This is a genomic window from Reichenbachiella ulvae (assembly GCF_025833875.1).
Classification (GTDB): domain Bacteria; phylum Bacteroidota; class Bacteroidia; order Cytophagales; family Cyclobacteriaceae; genus Reichenbachiella; species Reichenbachiella ulvae.
The window spans coordinates 773761-789888 of the sequence record NZ_JAOYOD010000001.1 but is presented as its reverse complement, the minus strand read 5'-3'; the positions used below and the strand labels follow the sequence as shown (position 1 = coordinate 789888).

General features: G+C 42.3%; 13 protein-coding genes. 4 read left to right on the top strand and 9 right to left on the bottom strand.

Annotated features, from left to right (window positions below):
* Positions 1-31: 31 nt before the first annotated feature.
* Positions 32-3061 (top strand): ATP-binding cassette domain-containing protein, encoded by a 3030-nt coding sequence (locus N7U62_RS02875; protein ID WP_264136370.1) that lies wholly within the window; start codon positions 32-34, stop codon positions 3059-3061.
* Positions 3062-3064: 3 nt separating this feature from the next.
* Complete coding sequence (locus N7U62_RS02870) at positions 3065-3823, top strand: YdcF family protein (protein WP_264136369.1); 759 nt, start codon at positions 3065-3067, stop codon at positions 3821-3823.
* A gap of 5 nt (positions 3824-3828) precedes the next feature.
* Here the strand turns inward: N7U62_RS02870 and N7U62_RS02865 are convergent, their stop codons facing one another.
* Positions 3829-5412 carry a peptide chain release factor 3 gene (locus N7U62_RS02865; protein ID WP_264136368.1) on the bottom strand — a complete coding sequence of 528 codons (1584 nt, stop codon included), beginning with the start codon at positions 5410-5412 and terminating at the stop codon, positions 3829-3831.
* Between the two features lie 282 nt (positions 5413-5694).
* Between N7U62_RS02865 and dnaK the strand changes: the two genes are divergently transcribed.
* Entirely contained in the window at positions 5695-7623 is a 1929-nt protein-coding gene (dnaK, locus tag N7U62_RS02860) for a molecular chaperone DnaK (RefSeq protein ID WP_264136367.1), read from the top strand.
* 67 nt (positions 7624-7690) lie between these two features.
* On the opposite strand, the gene N7U62_RS02855 is transcribed toward dnaK, so the two are convergent.
* Together N7U62_RS02855 and N7U62_RS02850 are read right to left on the bottom strand one after the other, a co-directional pair.
* Positions 7691-8842, bottom strand: coding sequence for a hypothetical protein (locus N7U62_RS02855; RefSeq protein WP_264136366.1), 1152 nt, complete (start codon positions 8840-8842; stop codon positions 7691-7693).
* Positions 8843-8889: 47 nt separating this feature from the next.
* Positions 8890-11085, bottom strand: a complete 2196-nt coding sequence (locus N7U62_RS02850; RefSeq protein ID WP_264136365.1) for a B12-binding domain-containing radical SAM protein — start codon at positions 11083-11085, stop codon at positions 8890-8892.
* Between the two features lie 119 nt (positions 11086-11204).
* Between N7U62_RS02850 and N7U62_RS02845 the strand changes: the two genes are divergently transcribed.
* A complete protein-coding gene (locus N7U62_RS02845; RefSeq protein WP_264136364.1) occupies positions 11205-11774 on the top strand; it encodes an acyl-CoA thioesterase in 570 nt (189 codons plus the stop codon).
* Here the strand turns inward: N7U62_RS02845 and N7U62_RS02840 are convergent.
* The 6 genes from N7U62_RS02840 to N7U62_RS02815 all read right to left on the bottom strand — a co-directional run bounded on the left by N7U62_RS02840 (position 11771) and on the right by N7U62_RS02815 (position 16053).
* The gene (locus N7U62_RS02840; RefSeq protein ID WP_264136363.1) at positions 11771-12325 is read right to left on the bottom strand and encodes a hypothetical protein; all 555 of its coding nucleotides are present in this window, start codon (positions 12323-12325) and stop codon (positions 11771-11773) included. The two genes, N7U62_RS02845 and N7U62_RS02840, sit on opposite strands and share 4 nt — an antisense overlap.
* A gap of 72 nt (positions 12326-12397) precedes the next feature.
* Complete coding sequence (gene purU / locus N7U62_RS02835; RefSeq protein WP_264136362.1) at positions 12398-13267, bottom strand: formyltetrahydrofolate deformylase; 870 nt, start codon at positions 13265-13267, stop codon at positions 12398-12400.
* 91 nt (positions 13268-13358) lie between these two features.
* Complete coding sequence (locus N7U62_RS02830) at positions 13359-13592, bottom strand: NADPH-dependent FMN reductase family protein (protein ID WP_264136361.1); 234 nt, start codon at positions 13590-13592, stop codon at positions 13359-13361.
* The gene (gene msrA / locus N7U62_RS02825; RefSeq protein WP_404818010.1) at positions 13593-14195 is read right to left on the bottom strand and encodes a peptide-methionine (S)-S-oxide reductase MsrA; all 603 of its coding nucleotides are present in this window, start codon (positions 14193-14195) and stop codon (positions 13593-13595) included. It abuts the gene before it with no gap.
* A 23-nt stretch (positions 14196-14218) separates the two neighbouring features.
* Positions 14219-14974: a LytR/AlgR family response regulator transcription factor gene (locus N7U62_RS02820; protein WP_264136360.1), complete on the bottom strand. Its 756-nt coding sequence runs from the start codon at positions 14972-14974 to the stop codon at positions 14219-14221.
* On the bottom strand, positions 14971-16053 hold the full coding sequence (locus N7U62_RS02815) for a sensor histidine kinase (RefSeq protein ID WP_264136359.1): 1083 nt from the start codon (positions 16051-16053) through the stop codon (positions 14971-14973). Before N7U62_RS02815 ends, N7U62_RS02820 begins: the two co-directional genes overlap by 4 nt.
* Between the last annotated feature and the right edge of the window lie 75 nt (positions 16054-16128).

Sequence of the window (16128 nt, the reverse complement as noted above, 5' to 3'; positions counted from 1 at the left end):
AACATCAACCTCAACTTGAGAACAATAGACAATGAGTGAACCATTACTACGAGCGATCATACATCTTCTTGCCATAGTAGCTAAGGAAGATGATGTGACTGAAGATGAAAGAAGGGCGATTCAAGAGTTCCTACTCGAAAACCTCAACCAAAAAGACAGTGCCAGATACCTGAAGTTATTTGATGAGATGACTGGTGCTATGACCAATGGTCGCAAAGTAGAGTTCAGCGAAGAAAAAGAAATTGAAATTCTCGCCACACAAGTCAATCAGGAACTGGCTCAGCAGCAAAAAGCGGTAGTAATCCTGAAGGTAATTGAGTTGATCGTTGCTGATGGGGAAGTTTCTGACCGAGAGACTATCCTTCTCAACCAGATTGGGGTTGCGTTTCGCTTTGAAGCGGATGACATAGCCAACATCAAGGCCTTTGTCATGAGTAAAACTCGTAAAGATCTGGATCAAAATGACATTCTAATAGTAGATAGTCACAAGGAAGAGGAATTGAAACAGGCCAAATTTCTCTTCAGAGAAAACATGGAGGCTCCTCTGGCCTTTTTCAGAATTCCCAAACTGGACCTCTACTTTGCCAAATATTTGGGAAAGGAAAACCTAACCAACAACGGTGTCCCTATTCGTTCTAACAAGATTTTTGTATTCTCTGCTGGTAGCTCGATTCGAGGAGCGAAGATTGCGCCTGTTTTCTACAGCGATATCATCTCATACTATCGTAAGGAAGGAAATGAAACCAGAATTTCATTTGTAGCCGAAAAAGTAGAGTTTGAATTCCCAAATGGAAACAAGGGACTAAGAGGCATAGACATTGCAGAGTCATCTGGGAAGTTAATCGGTCTCATGGGAGGAAGTGGAGCAGGTAAATCCACACTACTCAATGTCCTCAACGGTAATGACACTCCTTCTTCAGGTTCAGTTCGTATCAATGGAATTGACATCCATAAAGACAAAAACAAAATCGAGGGAATCATCGGCTATGTCCCTCAAGACGACCTACTGATAGAAGAACTGACAGTCTATGAAAACCTCCACTATGCGGCTCAGCTCTGTTTTACGGACAAAAGCCCGCAAGAACTAAAAGAACTAGTGGAGGGAACCCTTTCCTCCTTAGGTCTTACTGCCACTCGAAATTTGAAAGTCGGATCTCCACTGCAAAAAACGATCAGCGGTGGCCAAAGAAAGCGACTAAATATTGGTCTGGAATTGCTCAGAGAACCATCGGTGATGTTTGTAGATGAACCGACCTCTGGCCTCTCCTCTCGAGATTCAGAAAACATCATGGATCTGCTTAAAGAGCTTTCTCTCAGAGGCAAAATGATCTTTGTGGTGATTCACCAGCCATCATCTGATATATTTAAGATGTTTGACAAACTGGTCATATTGGATGTAGGAGGATATCAGATTTACTATGGCAACCCTGTAGAGGGCGTGATCTATTTTAAAAAGATAGTGAAGATGCTCGACAAGGATGATGGGTCATGTGCGGAATGCGGCAATGTCAACTCGGAACAGATATTCAATATCATCGAAACAAAAGTGGTAGATGAATATGGCCAGCTGACCAACACCAGAAAGCTCAATCCTAAAGATTGGAACATGCTTTTTAAGGTGAAAATGAAAATTCCAGAGGCGGAAGAGGCCGAGGAAAAACCCGAAAAGACACTCAATATTCCAAACAAACTAAAGCAGTTAGCCATTTTTTCAAGAAGAGACCTGGCTGCTAAGTTGAGTAACAAACAGTACCTTTTCATCAACCTATTGGAGGCGCCCGTATTGGCGGGACTTTTGGCCTTCATCATCAGGTATTCGACGGAAGATTCTGAATACACTTTTAATCAGAACCCCAACATTCCGGCATTTTTCTTCATGGCGATCATCGTGGCACTGTTCATGGGACTAACTGTGAGTGCCGAGGAAATATTCAAGGACAGAAAGATTCTGAAACGCGAGTCTTTTCTCAACCTGAGTAGAAGCAGCTACTTAGTTTCAAAAATGATCATCCTGTTTGCCCTGTCAGCAGTACAAACGATCTTATTTGTTTTGATTGGAGACTTGATTTTGGAAATCAAGGGAATGACTATATCATTCTGGCTGGTATTATTTTCCATCTCCTGCTTTGCCAATATTCTGGGATTGAACATATCCTCAGCTTTTAACTCGGCAGTCACCATTTACATTTTGATTCCTCTATTGATCATTCCTCAGTTGATACTCAGCGGAGTAGTAGTCAATTTCGATCAGCTGAATCCAGTACTTAGCAACTCGAACCGAGTGCCTGTAATAGGCGAACTAATGGCCTCCAAGTGGGGTTATGAGGCTTTGGTGGTTCATCAATTCAAAGACAATGAATACACCAGAAACTTTTATGAACAAGAACAACAGCTGGCCAATGCAGAATTCAAAAGCGTATATTTCTATCCAGCCATTGAGAATTCTATTGATTATGCCTTAGAAAATTATCAATCCGAAGATGATAAGATCAAACAAGAGGTAACCAAGCAACTGGCCATGGTGCAAAATGAACTTTCTAAGGAGATGGAAAGGTTCAATGTGCCACTGGAAAAGTTTAAGGAGATAGAACAATTGGACATTGAGCAGTTTGACTTAGAAGTATATGAAGCAACTGATCGGTTCGTCAAGATCATGCGAAAGATCTACAACAACCGAATGAAAACTGCAACAGATGAAAAAGACAAGATCGCTCAAGCCATGTCGGACACACCCGAAAAAGCTGAAAAACTGAACACCTTACGAGATGAATATGAAAATGAAGCAATCGCATTCTTTCTGAAGAACACCACTACCAAAAACAGGTTAGAGGTAACTGATGAGGCATTGGTTCAAAAAATCTACCCAATTTATAAAGTACCGTATCCAGAAAACGCATTGGATTTTAGAGCACATTTTTACGCTCCTTACAAACATTTTTGGGGACAGTTTTATGACACGCTCAACTTCAATGTAGTCATCATTTGGTTGATGTCACTTTTTCTCTTTGTCGCTCTCTATTTTGACTTATTAAAGAAATTGATCAATAGCTTCGGGAAATAGATCATGTTTTTCATTTTATCCAAACTGATTCATTGGCTTTTGTCACCATTGGTTTGGGCTATTTTGCTGTTGATTGCCTCCTTTGTTATTAGATCAAATAATACCAGAAAAGCATTGAGGGGCTTGAGTCTGGGAATATTGCTTTTCTTCACCAATCCTTTGATTGCAAAATGGATGATGAACATATGGGAAGTAAAGTCAAAAGAGTACCAGACCATTGCTGAGGCATATGATTATGGAATAGTACTTGCCGGCATTACCGAACCCAATCGTCCTCCTTTTGATCGTATTCATTTCAATAAAGGTGCTGATCGAATCGTCCATGCCATCGAACTCTACAAACTGGGAAAACTCAAAAAAATCCTCATCATCGGAGGATCTGGTGTATTGACTTTCGAGGGCAAGAAGGAAAGTCATGCCCTGGCAGACTTTGCCATTTTATGCGGAGTGCCACCCCAGGATGTGATGATCGAAGATCAATCTAGAAACACGCATGAAAATGCCGCGTTTAGCTCGGTCTTGATTCCCAACAATAGCCAATGTCTACTCTTTACCTCAGCTTTTCATATGAAAAGAGCTGAAGGCTGCTTTCATAAAACAGGCCTTCTAGTAGACACCTTCCCCACTGATTATTACGGAGGCCCTATCCATTTCAGTCCGGACGATCTATTCATCCCTAAAATCTATAGCCTGCAACTATGGTCTATACTGCTGAAGGAATGGGTTGGAATAGTCTCCTATAAAATAGCTGGCTACTTATAACTCAATTAAAATTCACTCGTAAAGTGGAAATTAATATCTGGAAAATTGTCCTGAACCATTTGGAGCCATGCCTTTGATTCTGCCATAAACACCAGTTTTCCATCCTTATCTTTAGCGATGTGTCGGTACTTGGAATCAATGAATTCATCCAATTTCTTTTTGTCCTCACTACTAAACCAACATGCCTTGAATAAGTTCATCGGAGCAAATCGACATGACGCACCGTATTCGTGAAGCAATCTGTGTTGAATCACTTCGAACTGAAGCGCTCCCACGGTTCCCACTACTTTTCTGGATCCCATCTCGTAAGTAAACAACTGCGCTACCCCTTCGTCCATCAACTGGGTCAATCCTTTATCCAGCTGCTTGGTCTTCATCGCATCGGTATTAATCACCTCTCTGAATATCTCTGGTGAGAAACTCGGAATCCCTTTGTACATTCCTTTTTCACCTTCGCTCAGTGTGTCACCTATTTTCAAGTTACCGGTATCATATAGACCTACGATATCACCTGGCCATGCCTCATCGATGATCTCCTTGCTCTGCGCCATAAAGGCCGTGGCATTTGAGAACCTGAATTTCTTATCTAATCGGGTATGATAATAAGTACTCCCTCTTTGAAAGGTACCAGCACAAACTCGTACGAAGGCAATCCTGTTTCTATGCTTAGGATCCATGTTTGCATGGATTTTAAAAACGAAACCAGAAAATTTACTCTCTTCAGGTTCGATCACTCGCTCCTCAGTCTCACGTTTCATCGGGTTAGGCGCTATGTCAATGAAACAATCCAACAACTCCTGAACGCCAAAATTATTCACCGCACTACCAAAGAAAACAGGAGCAACTTTCCCGCTTCTATAGCTTTCCAAATCAAACTCAGGGTAGCCACCATCTACCAACTCTACATCCTCTCTCAAGGTATTGGCATAGTTCTCCCCTATCAACTCATCTAACTGCGGATCATTTAGATCAGTGATACTGATGTCATTATCCTTATCCAACTGCTGCTTACTCGCTGTAAACAGTTTCAATTTCTTTTCATAAAGGCTGTAAACTCCTTTGAATGTTTTACCCATACTAATAGGCCAGCTCAATGGACGAACCTTAATATCCAGTTTCGCTTCGATTTCATCCAACAAGTCGTAAGGATCCTGGCCTTCCCTATCCAGTTTATTGATAAAGACCATGACCGGAGTATTTCTCATTCGGCAGACCTCCATCAGCTTTTCTGTTTGGATCTCCACACCCTTTACACAGTCGACTACAAGCACTACACTGTCTACCGCGGTAAGCGTACGGTAAGTATCCTCTGCAAAGTCCTGGTGACCTGGTGTATCTAGCAGGTTGATTTTTCGATCCTTGTATTCGAATCCCATCACAGATGTAGCCACAGAGATACCTCTCTGCTTCTCTATCTCCATAAAGTCGGAAGTGGCATGTCTATCGATCTTGTTAGACTTAACTGCACCAGCCGTTTTGATCGCTCCCCCAAAAAGCAGCAGCTTTTCTGTCAGGGTTGTTTTACCCGCATCGGGGTGACTGATGATACCAAATGTTCTCCTCTTCTTTATTTCTTCCTGTATTGTCATGGATTCAATTCAAAATGAGGCGCAAAGATAGTAGAAGGAAATGGGGATTCGAAACGAAATAAATAAAGGAAGAAAGACAAGCGTCCTTCTTTCATATTAATCCTCACCCTGACAGACAATTCTATCAAAACTCACATTTCGTCAGTTGGATTTTTAATACAGGCATGTCATTTATGACAATGTGTCACTTCTGTCAGTCATTTTTCCTTTGGCACAGCAGTTGTGTAAGGGAGGGTGTAAGTTGAAAAAGATTTTAAAGAAGCGATAAATTAAAATTAGATCATGGGAAAAATAATCGGAATCGATTTAGGTACTACCAACTCCTGTGTTGCCGTAATGGAAGGTAACGAGCCAGTAGTAATACCTAACAGCGAAGGAAAAAGAACCACCCCTTCTATCGTAGCTTTCTTGGACGGTGGCAAGGGAGAAAGAAAAGTAGGTGACCCAGCCAAGAGACAGGCCATCACCAACCCTCAGAATACCATCAGCTCTGTAAAGAGATTCATGGGTAAAAAGTTTGGTGAAGTTTCTGAAGAAGCTAAATCCGTATCATACAATCTCGAAAGTGGCAACAACGACACAGTTCGTGTAGCTATCGGAGATAGAAAATATACAGCTCAAGAGCTATCTGCAGTTATTCTTCAGAAAATGAAGTCTACGGCTGAAGATTATCTGGGCACTGAAGTTAAAGAAGCAGTAATTACTGTTCCTGCTTACTTCAACGATGCAGAGCGTCAGGCTACTAAAGAAGCTGGTGCGATCGCTGGTCTAGATGTAAAACGTATCATCAACGAGCCTACCGCGGCAGCTTTGGCATACGGTCTGGACAAGAAAAATGCTGATATGAAAATCGCCGTGTATGACCTTGGTGGTGGTACATTCGATATTTCTATCCTTGAGCTTGGTGATGGTGTATTCGAAGTAAAATCTACCAACGGTGATGTACACTTAGGTGGTGATGACTTTGACTCAGTAATTATCAACTGGTTGGCTGATGAGTTTAAAAATGATGAAGGCTTAGATCTGAAAAAAGATCCTATGGCTCTTCAGAGATTGAAAGAAGCTGCTGAGAAAGCTAAAATCGAGTTGTCAAGTAGTACTTCTACTGAAATCAACTTGCCATACATCATGCCAGTGGACGGTGTGCCAAAACACTTGGTTAGAACATTGTCTAGATCTAAGTTCGAGCAATTGGCTGATGATCTGGTAAGAAGATCTATGGAGCCTGTTAAGCAAGCTTTGAAGGATTCAGGATTGTCAATTTCTGAAATTGATGAAGTAATTCTAGTAGGTGGATCTACTCGTATTCCAATCATTCAGGAGGAAGTTGAGAAGTTCTTCGGCAAGAAACCTTCAAAAGGAGTAAACCCTGACGAAGTAGTAGCTATTGGTGCTGCAATCCAGGGTGGTGTATTGACAGGTGAAGTAAAAGATGTACTTCTTCTAGACGTAACTCCACTTTCATTAGGTATCGAAACCATGGGTGGTGTATTCACCAAATTGATCGAAGCGAACACTACGATCCCTACTAAGAAGTCTGAGGTATTCTCTACAGCTGCTGACAATCAGCCATCTGTTGAGATCCACGTTCTGCAGGGTGAGCGCCCAATGGCAAAAGACAACAGAAGCTTAGGTAGATTCCACTTGGATGGTATTCCACCATCACCAAGAGGTGTACCTCAGATCGAAGTTACTTTTGACATAGATGCCAACGGTATCATGCACGTAACATCTAAGGATAAAGGCACTAACAAAGAGCAAAGTATCCGAATCGAGGCTTCTTCGGGATTGACAGACGAAGAAATCGAAAAGATGAAGCAAGAAGCAGAAGCAAATGCGGATGCAGACAAAGCTGAAAAGGAGAAAATCGAGAAGTTGAATGCAGCTGACTCTATGATCTTCCAAACTGAAAAGCAGTTGAAAGAGTTTGGCGACAAGTTGTCTGATGACAACAAAACCAAAATCAATGCAGCACTTGAGAAGTTGAAAGAAGCTCACAAGAGTGGTGAATTAGCAGCTATCGATACTGCACTTGAGGAAATCAATGCCGCATGGCAAGGAGCTTCTCAGGAAATGTATCAGGCGACTCAAGATGGCGCTGCTGGAGCTGCCGGCGGAGCACAACCAGGTGCTGATGCAGGTGCAGAAAACAGCTCTGATTCAGATGTGTCAGATGTTGAATTCGAAGAAGTTGACGACAACAAGAAATAAGTCTCTCACACTTCAATAATATATCAAAGCCCCAGCGATCTCGTTGGGGCTTTTATTTTGTAATCAATTAATAATCTCTATAAAACCGAATCAAATGACTCCTAAGCTGCCCATAGATCGGCTTAGTAAATTCTACAAATAGATCTTGAGGAGGGGGTGGCATCATCATTTTGTTGTTACAAATAGCCAGTTGTTCATCAGACAAGGCTCTTTCATCTCCATTAAAAGTTCCCCATTCGTTGAACCAAACAAACTCACCATTAAAATCTTCTTTGGTCAACACCACACCTGAATAATCATCCTGCACCGACATTCTCAGTCGTCCCCCCGATATGACCTCCATCCTGCGAATAGTCAACTTAGCACTGACAGTATTATATACGTTTTTCTTGGAGCCATCTTCCAGCTCTACCGTTCCCACCACCACACTGTCTCTCTCTACTTTTTCGACACGTTCCAGCGTATGCGTGTCGCCCACGTTGAAACCCACAAAATTCATTTTAAGTACATGGTGAGGTTCTCTTAAATTGACTCTCTGTGCCTCTCTCGGATTATAAAACCGAATAAATTCATTGCTTTCAATCTCTCTGAATACCTTCACAATCTGGTCGTAAAAGAAATCACCACTCAACTGATAGGCCTGAGACTGCACCGGCTGCAGCTCAACCAACACATTCAATATCGCCATTTGATAGGCCTCTTCTATCCTATCTTTAACATCTTTATATCCCGGTTCAAACTTGTTGGCCATTTGAAAAAAGGCATAAGCTTCCTTGGCATTTTCTCTTCTGCCCATATTTAGCTCCCGCATCCCCTCACGATATTGCTCCTCAGCAGCACCTAATTTCACCTTGGCCAATTCCTGATAATAGCTCGTGGGATTGGGAACTACCCTTCGAGCACCAGGAGAGCGATTGATCTCGTCATACATTCGATTAAGCTTTTCGAAAAGATAAACCGTATTGGTATTCGGGAATTTCCTGTCGGTAGCACGCACCCTGTCCACCTCGGCTACTATCTGATCAACTGCTAATGGGTAAGCCTTTCTCAAAGCATCTCTGGTCTTCTTATGATCTGGGTTTTTCCTTAATTTTTCAGCTGATTTGATCACTGCTAGATAATAATCCCCCTGTTCATAAAGTTTCTTGGCTGATTTGCAAGATTGAATAGCCAATAGCACGAGTAAAGCATATAAGCAATTCAGAAGTACCCTTTTCATAGTCTTTGAGTTTGTTTTAATCAATATTAACAGAAATGATGCCTAAATCAAACAACCAATAGCCCCGTTGATTTCAATTCGTTCCAGCCCTCTGTCTCTAGCAAATACTCGATAGGTTTTCCACAGGTATCCTCATACATTTTTGACAGAGAGGCAAAGGTAAATTTGCTGCCAGAATAGATCGAAGCAACTTTCATTATTTCATATAAAAATCTTCCTTCCTCCTCTTGGAGACTCAGTTCTAACAAGTTGGTCTTCAGCGTCACAGTCAAGCGAACCATGCTTTGGACCTTACCTTTTTTCTTCTTTTGAAACGAACTCATTTCAGGATCTGCCCCTAGCCAAATCACACGAGAATTGGAGTTGACATGGGTCCCAGGGTTTTCCTCCAGGGCTGTTTCGATAAATCGTGCAGGAATACTCGTAGGCGGCACACGAAAATCAAACCACTCCTGCAAGTCATATTCGAAGCATAAGCCATGCATATAATTAAAAAGGGAAGTTTTCAATCCCTCACTGTAGTTAGCATGAATTGCTCCGTTGGGATCTTTATGTATCAAGTCATTGTCTGCAAATCCTTGAAAATCTGGCCCTACCCTTTCTACTCCGAAGGCAGTAGGGTCCAAACCAGCAGGAGCATGAGCTGTCATCGCAAACTGATGCCAAAAACCAGACTGGATCACGCCATGCATAAAAAGCTGTCGTACCATCTCCAATGAATCGATGGTCTCCTGATCGGTCTGAGTAGGAAAACCATACATGAGATAGGCATGAACCATAATCCCGGATTCTGTAAAATTCTGCGACACCTGTGCGACCTGACTTACCGTCACTCCTTTTTGCATTTTGGCCAGTAAGCGATCAGAAGCCACTTCCAGACCACCAGAAACTGCAATACAGCCTGATGCCTTCAACAGACGGCAAAGGTCAGGGCTGAAGCGTTCTTCGAATCTAATGTTCGTCCACCAGCTTACCACCAGCTCCCTACGCAAGATTTCCAAAGCTAGCTCTCTCATCAACGCCGGCGGAGCTGCCTCATCTACAAAGTGAAAGCCCGTCTCACCAGTCTGTGCCATTTGCTCCTCCATACGATCACAGAGAATAGCCGCACTTACGGGCTCATAGTTTCGAATGTAATCAAGAGATATATCGCAAAAACTGCATTTCTTCCAATAGCAGCCATGTGCCATGGTCAGCTTGTTCCATCGACCATCGCTCCAAAGCCGGTGCATAGGATTGGCCACCTCCAGAACGGACAGATATCTATCCAATGGCAAATCTGCATAATCCGGTGTACCCGTTTGACTAAAGGGCACATCGCCCTCCTTGGCTCCATCGATATACTGGACCATTCCATCCGAAAGACAAAAAGTTCTTTTGAGTTCGGTCAGTTCTCTTTTGCCTTCCAAATAGCTGAGTAAGTTCTGAACGGGCCTTTCCCCATCGTCTAGCGTAACGAAATCGATATAATTAAAGACCCGAGGATCAGACAATGATCTCAACTCCGTATTAGGGTACCCACCTCCCATCGCGACTTTTATACCAGGACACTGCTCTTTGATGTATTGCCCACAGCGAAATGCACCATATAAATTCCCTGGAAAAGGGACCGATAAACAAACTAGCTCTGGCTGTACATCTTGAAGTCGCTGGCTCAAAATATCGAATGCCATTCGATCGATAAAAGTGGGTTCAGACTGCAATGCTTTTTCCATTTCATCAAAAGAGCTGGCCGACATTCCTAACCTTTCTGCATATCGACTGAACCCAAAATGAGGATCAATTGTCTCTTTTAGATAATCAGCAAGGTCTTCTAGATATAAAGTAGCCAAATGGCGGGCTTTGTCTTGCACGCCTAGATTACCAAATGCCCAATCCAAATCTTCAATTTGGTCAAACCTGGAGGCCTCAGGTAAAAATTCTCTTTCCGCAATGCTATAAGCCAAGGTTGAATTTTTATTCTGGAGAAATCGAATGACTGAATCTATGGTCGCCAGGTAGCTGTTTTTGAGTTGATAGATTCGATGAGCATTTTCTGTTACTGATTCTAAAGGCTTTTGATCAAACACCTGACTCAATCCCTCTTTGCTAAACAGTCTAAGAATTACCTCTATTCCCAAATCCATTTGGGTTGACTTCACGCCTATTTTCTTCAAGTAGCCTTGCAAATAACAGGTCCCTGGGTAGGGCGTATTCAATTGCGTAAAAGGTGGGGTAATCAGCAGTACCTGAGAATTTGACATCCGCAAATCTCCACTTGTTTGAGGATTAAATCAAAATTTGATAAGCGAATCTTGAATCAGACCACCATTAGTGCTTATTTTCGCCAAAACCCATCATAGTAATAGCTAAGAATTAAATCATGAGCGTACCCTCTGCCAAATCAGTATCATTTTCAAAAACCACCATTACAGAACTAATGATTCCTTCCTATGCCAATTTTGGAGGGAAAATTCACGGAGGCATTTTGCTTTCCCTGATTGACAAAGTAGCCTATGCCTGTGCCAGTAAGCATGCGGCGAACTACTGTGTAACGGTATCTGTAGACAATGTGGATTTCCTGGAGCCAGTGGAAGTAGGAGATTTGGTACACCTCAAGGCATCAGTGGTTTATGTGGGTAATTCATCTCTAGTGGTAGGAATCAACGTGATCGCTGAAAATGTAAAAGAAGGTACCGTCAAAAAAACCAACAACTCCTATGTAACCATGGTGGCCAAAGGAGAAGATGACAAACCTACCAAAGTTCCTGAGCTAATCCTAGAATCTAAAGAAGAAGTACGCCTTTTCCTTGAGGCCATCAAAAGAAAAGAACTGAAAAAAGACTATAGAAGCAAAATCAGAGAAGTATCCTCTGTACTCATGGAAGACACTCACGAAGACTTGCTGGCAAGCGAAAGATGTGTGCTGGACCTTAAGAAATTTACGCTTTAGTCTTCAGCTTTCACCATACCTTTCTTGATTTCCCTACAGGATCGGTTGATCGCCTTTAAGGTCAACCTTTCCAGGCCAGTTACATCTACATAATCCCTCGATGATAAAGGAATTGGCATAGAAGAAGCAATCACCTCAAAGGCAGGAGATACATTCAGATTCAAGAGATCATAGATTTGCCATCTCAATCTGACTTTACCATTTTCTAAAGGATATTGTTCATCAGAATATTGATAGATTTCTGCTGGTCTGGCTCCCTCTACGCTGTATTTCAACAAGTATCGAACTTTGAGGCATTCTGCCACTCGTATGCTCAAATCAACATCTCTTCCTATCTTGCTGAGATCCTCCTTCCTGATGCCGGAAGCCAAAAGCTCATATTCTACAGAGGGAAGAAAATAAAACTCTCCCAATTCATCATCGAGTTTCTCCTGGATGAGTTCAAACCGTTCAAACGATCCCCATTCCGTTTCTCCGTCTACAGTCGCAACCAGCACATTTTCATTCTCCACCAAATGCGGCCAGCCGTTAATATTGTTTAACCTGGTCATGCTGCAAGAGTAAGACAGTAAGGCAAGAATTGCGAGTATGAATAATCTCTGCATGGTTGGTTAATTTTTGAGTTATCCCTCGGTCTCCGGAAAAACTATGGTACGATTGCCCGTGACAATAATGCGGTGATCTAGATGGAACTTCACAGCTTTGGACAGCACCTTCCTCTCAATATCCGAACCGATTTGAGTCAACCCAGCTGGAGAACTGGCATGCGATACGCGCTCTACATCCTGCTCGATGATGGGTCCTTCGTCCAGATCATCGGTAGCATAGTGAGCCGTAGCGCCTATCATCTTCACTCCTCTTTCATAGGCCCTGCGATAAGGATTAGCTCCCTGAAAAGCCGGCAAAAAAGCATGGTGAATATTGATAATCTTTCTCTGATAAGCATTGATAAAATCGGAAGACAGAATCCTCATGAATCTGGCCAAAACCACTAAATCCACTTTATGAAACTCTAACAATCGCTTGATCTCCTGCTGCTGTTCTGTCCAGTTGTCTGCCGTCACTGGCAAGTGATAAAAGGGAATATTGAACTGATCAGCCACATACTTCACATCCTGATGATTGCTGATGATCAAAGGAATGTGGCAATTGAGCATGCCTTCGCTGTGCTTCTCCAAAAGGTCGAAAACACAGTGACTGGTCTTGGAGGCCAATACAGCCACATTCTGCTTATCTTCTGAATAGTACACCCTCCATTCCAGCTTAAGAGATAGAGCTACTTCATCAAATTTGCTTGCCAATTCCTCACGACTATAAGTCAAATCTCTGGCGTCCAGACTCACCCGCATAAAGTAGGCGTCCTGAACATTGTCGGTAAACTGCTGACAAGTGAGGATATTGAAGCCCTCTTCGTAAAAAAAAGTAGTGACTTTGGCGATGATACCTTTGCTATCTGCGCACTGTATCAGGAAGGTAATTCTATTATCAGACATTCTGGATTATAAAATAAACGGGTCTGTTGCGCTTCGAAATTAATCTAAAAAGTGCAACAGACCAGCTATTCTGTCAATTTTGACAGATCCTTCATTCCGCATACTCCGCACGGTGCGGTCGTAGGTTGTCTCGTACCGTGATCATATCCTTTTCGTCTATAATCATGAAGGCCAAAGTATACATATCATTCACCTCTTCGATTCCCGCATCATGTAGCGCAATATCAAATTTCTCTGCGTACTCTTTTAGGTGGATTGCATGGTGTTCGGCCATACCTTTAGCATCCCCTCCACGCATATCCCAAATCATTTTTATCTTCTTCACTTAATCCTTCAGCTTATCCTTAAATACCTTTTTGAACTTTTCCACCTTGGGTCTTATCACAAAATTGCAATAAGGCTGTTCCCCATTCAGTTCGTAATAATTTTGGTGGTAATCCTCTGCCGGATAGAAAACATCGAACGCAGTGATCTCAGTAACTATAGGGTCAGCAAATGCGCCAGAGGCATCCAGTTCTTTCTTATACTTCTCTGCCAGAGCCTTTTGCGTATCGTTGTGATAGAAAACAACTGAACGATATTGCGTCCCTACGTCATTGCCCTGACGGTTCAGTGTAGTAGGATCATGTGTCTTCCAGAAAACCTCCAGCAACTCATCAAAGCTGATCACTGCAGGATCATAGGTAATCTGAAGCACCTCTGCATGACCAGTGGTTCCTGAGCATACCTCCTTGTATGTCGGGTTCTTGGTCTGACCACCTGAGTAACCCGATTCCACTTTTGATACTCCTTTCAATTCCGAAAAAATGGCTTCTGTACACCAGAAACAGCCATTACCAAATGTTGCTATATCCATTTTTGTGGTGTCTGTATTTTGAATGGGTAAAATTGCACTGATTATTATCGATAAAAAAACTAATACTTTCATCTGTCTGATTTTTGTTCGCTATTCTAACAATCCAACCAGGATTTAAATTCCCCTACCCGATCTCTAGATACAATTAACTCATTGTTGTCCAAATGAGGCAAGGCAATTTTTAGTCGACTATTAGAATACGAAACGATATCCTGGATCGCTGACATTCGGATGATGAATTTTCGGTTGATTCGAAAAAAATGACCCGGATCGACTAAACCCGACAGCTGATCCAAGGCATAATCTACGATGACCCTCTGTCCCTTCGCATCCAGCAGATAAGTGGCACCTTCCTCACTATAAAAGCAATCTACCTGATCCACCGGAATACTGCGCAGATGCTCTCCTACCTTTACCACAAAGCGCTCCTTGTATTTTTTCTGACTCCCTTGAATCAAAGACTTGAGTTCATTTACATCTATCGGTGCGTTTGGCTGGTTCAAGGATTCAAATTTACTCAGAGCCTTTTCCAGCTTTTGCTCCTCAATAGGTTTTAGAAGGTAATCGACACTATTGACTTCAAATGCCTTGATGGCATATTGGTCATATGCGGTGGTAAATATGACCGGACAGTGGATATTGACCTGCTCGAAAATCTCGAAGCTAGACCCATCGGCCAGATGGATATCAAAAAACAGCAAATCAGGCATCTCATTAGTTTGAAACCAACTGACAGCAGATTTGACTGTATCCAACTGTTCCAATATCCGAACCTTAGGACGAAGCGCTGTAACCAATCGCTCCAAACGATCAGCTGCTATCCCCTCGTCTTCTACAATCAATACATTCACGACTTTTTAAGTTTTATGATAGGTAGTTTCACCGCAAATTCATTCTCTTCCTTTCGAACCTCTACTTCGGTTTTAGTGAGGTGACTATAGCGGCTTTTGATATTCTTCAAACCCAGACCTGTTGAGTCTGGTTTTTCCTGCTGGATAGGATTGATATTGTTTTTTACTATGATATGATCAGAGCCTATCAAGATCATGATATGCAAGGGACAAGCCTTAGAAATCTCGTTGTGCTTAATGCAATTCTCGATCAACATCTGCAAGGCCAAAGGCGGCAGGGAAGATTCCTCCATCATATTCTCCTCTCCCGTAATTTCCACTCCAAAATTCTTTCCAAATCGGATTTGATTGAGATAAACGAAAGCTTTGACAAAATCCAATTCCTCTTCGACTGTCACCAGTTCGTTTCCCTGCTGATGGATCACATAGCGATAGACTGCCGATAGTTTCTGGATGAATTCTACGGCCTTTTGCTGATCGTCATATACCAGGGAAGTCAGTGCATTCAGACTATTAAAAAGAAAATGCGGGTTGACCTGACTCTTGAGCGTCTCCAATTTAGAATTGGCATTTTCGGTATTGAGTCTTTCATTCTGAACTGCCATTTCTCTCCACGAGATAAAAAAACCTCTGGCATGGAAAAAAAGCGAAATAAATAGCGCAATGATAACCGTATTTGTGATGCTTCCCTTTAAATGTCCCCCTTCTAATGACTCCCAGAAATCTTTCCCAATCAAATACTCTACGATCAGAAAATTCATCACAAAAGCCACTAAGACCGTATAGATCGACATGAGCAAAATGGAAAGAATGGTACGCGTCACTGGTTTTTCCAACCACGTATAGTATCGCTCCAGTCTATCTACCAAAAAGGAATTGCCAAAAGACAAAGCAATCCAATACATGTAAGAAATAACAGTAGATATAGCAAACTCAGAGTATCTACCCTGCTCCACACAGGTCGGGCAGAAGAAATAAGAAATCACGATACTTCCCAGTAAGGGAACAATCCCTGCTGTCCATACTAGTTTTCGCCACTTTTGCTGAGGGCTTACGCATACCGCTTCATTCTCACTCATAGCCAACAAATCTAATCATCCGATCAGGAAATAAGGAAAGCCGTCCCAAAAGTATTTTTCGCATGAATCTAACTT

Bases quoted from the DNA above. Each gene is read 5' to 3' on its own strand.
- msrA (WP_404818010.1), bottom strand. From the start codon at position 14,195: ATGAAAGTATTAGTTTTTTTATCGATAATAATCAGTGCAATTTTACCC.
- N7U62_RS02850 (WP_264136365.1), bottom strand. From the start codon at position 11,085: ATGTCAAATTCTCAGGTACTGCTGATTACCCCACCTTTTACGCAATTG.
- N7U62_RS02815 (WP_264136359.1), bottom strand. From the start codon at position 16,053: ATGAGTGAGAATGAAGCGGTATGCGTAAGCCCTCAGCAAAAGTGGCGA.
- N7U62_RS02855 (WP_264136366.1), bottom strand. From the start codon at position 8,842: ATGAAAAGGGTACTTCTGAATTGCTTATATGCTTTACTCGTGCTATTG.
- N7U62_RS02845 (WP_264136364.1), top strand. From the start codon at position 11,205: ATGAGCGTACCCTCTGCCAAATCAGTATCATTTTCAAAAACCACCATT.
- N7U62_RS02870 (WP_264136369.1), top strand. From the start codon at position 3,065: ATGTTTTTCATTTTATCCAAACTGATTCATTGGCTTTTGTCACCATTG.
- N7U62_RS02840 (WP_264136363.1), bottom strand. From the start codon at position 12,325: ATGACCAGGTTAAACAATATTAACGGCTGGCCGCATTTGGTGGAGAAT.
- dnaK (WP_264136367.1), top strand. From the start codon at position 5,695: ATGGGAAAAATAATCGGAATCGATTTAGGTACTACCAACTCCTGTGTT.
- purU (WP_264136362.1), bottom strand. From the start codon at position 13,267: ATGTCTGATAATAGAATTACCTTCCTGATACAGTGCGCAGATAGCAAA.
- N7U62_RS02875 (WP_264136370.1), top strand. From the start codon at position 32: ATGAGTGAACCATTACTACGAGCGATCATACATCTTCTTGCCATAGTA.
- N7U62_RS02865 (WP_264136368.1), bottom strand. From the start codon at position 5,412: ATGACAATACAGGAAGAAATAAAGAAGAGGAGAACATTTGGTATCATC.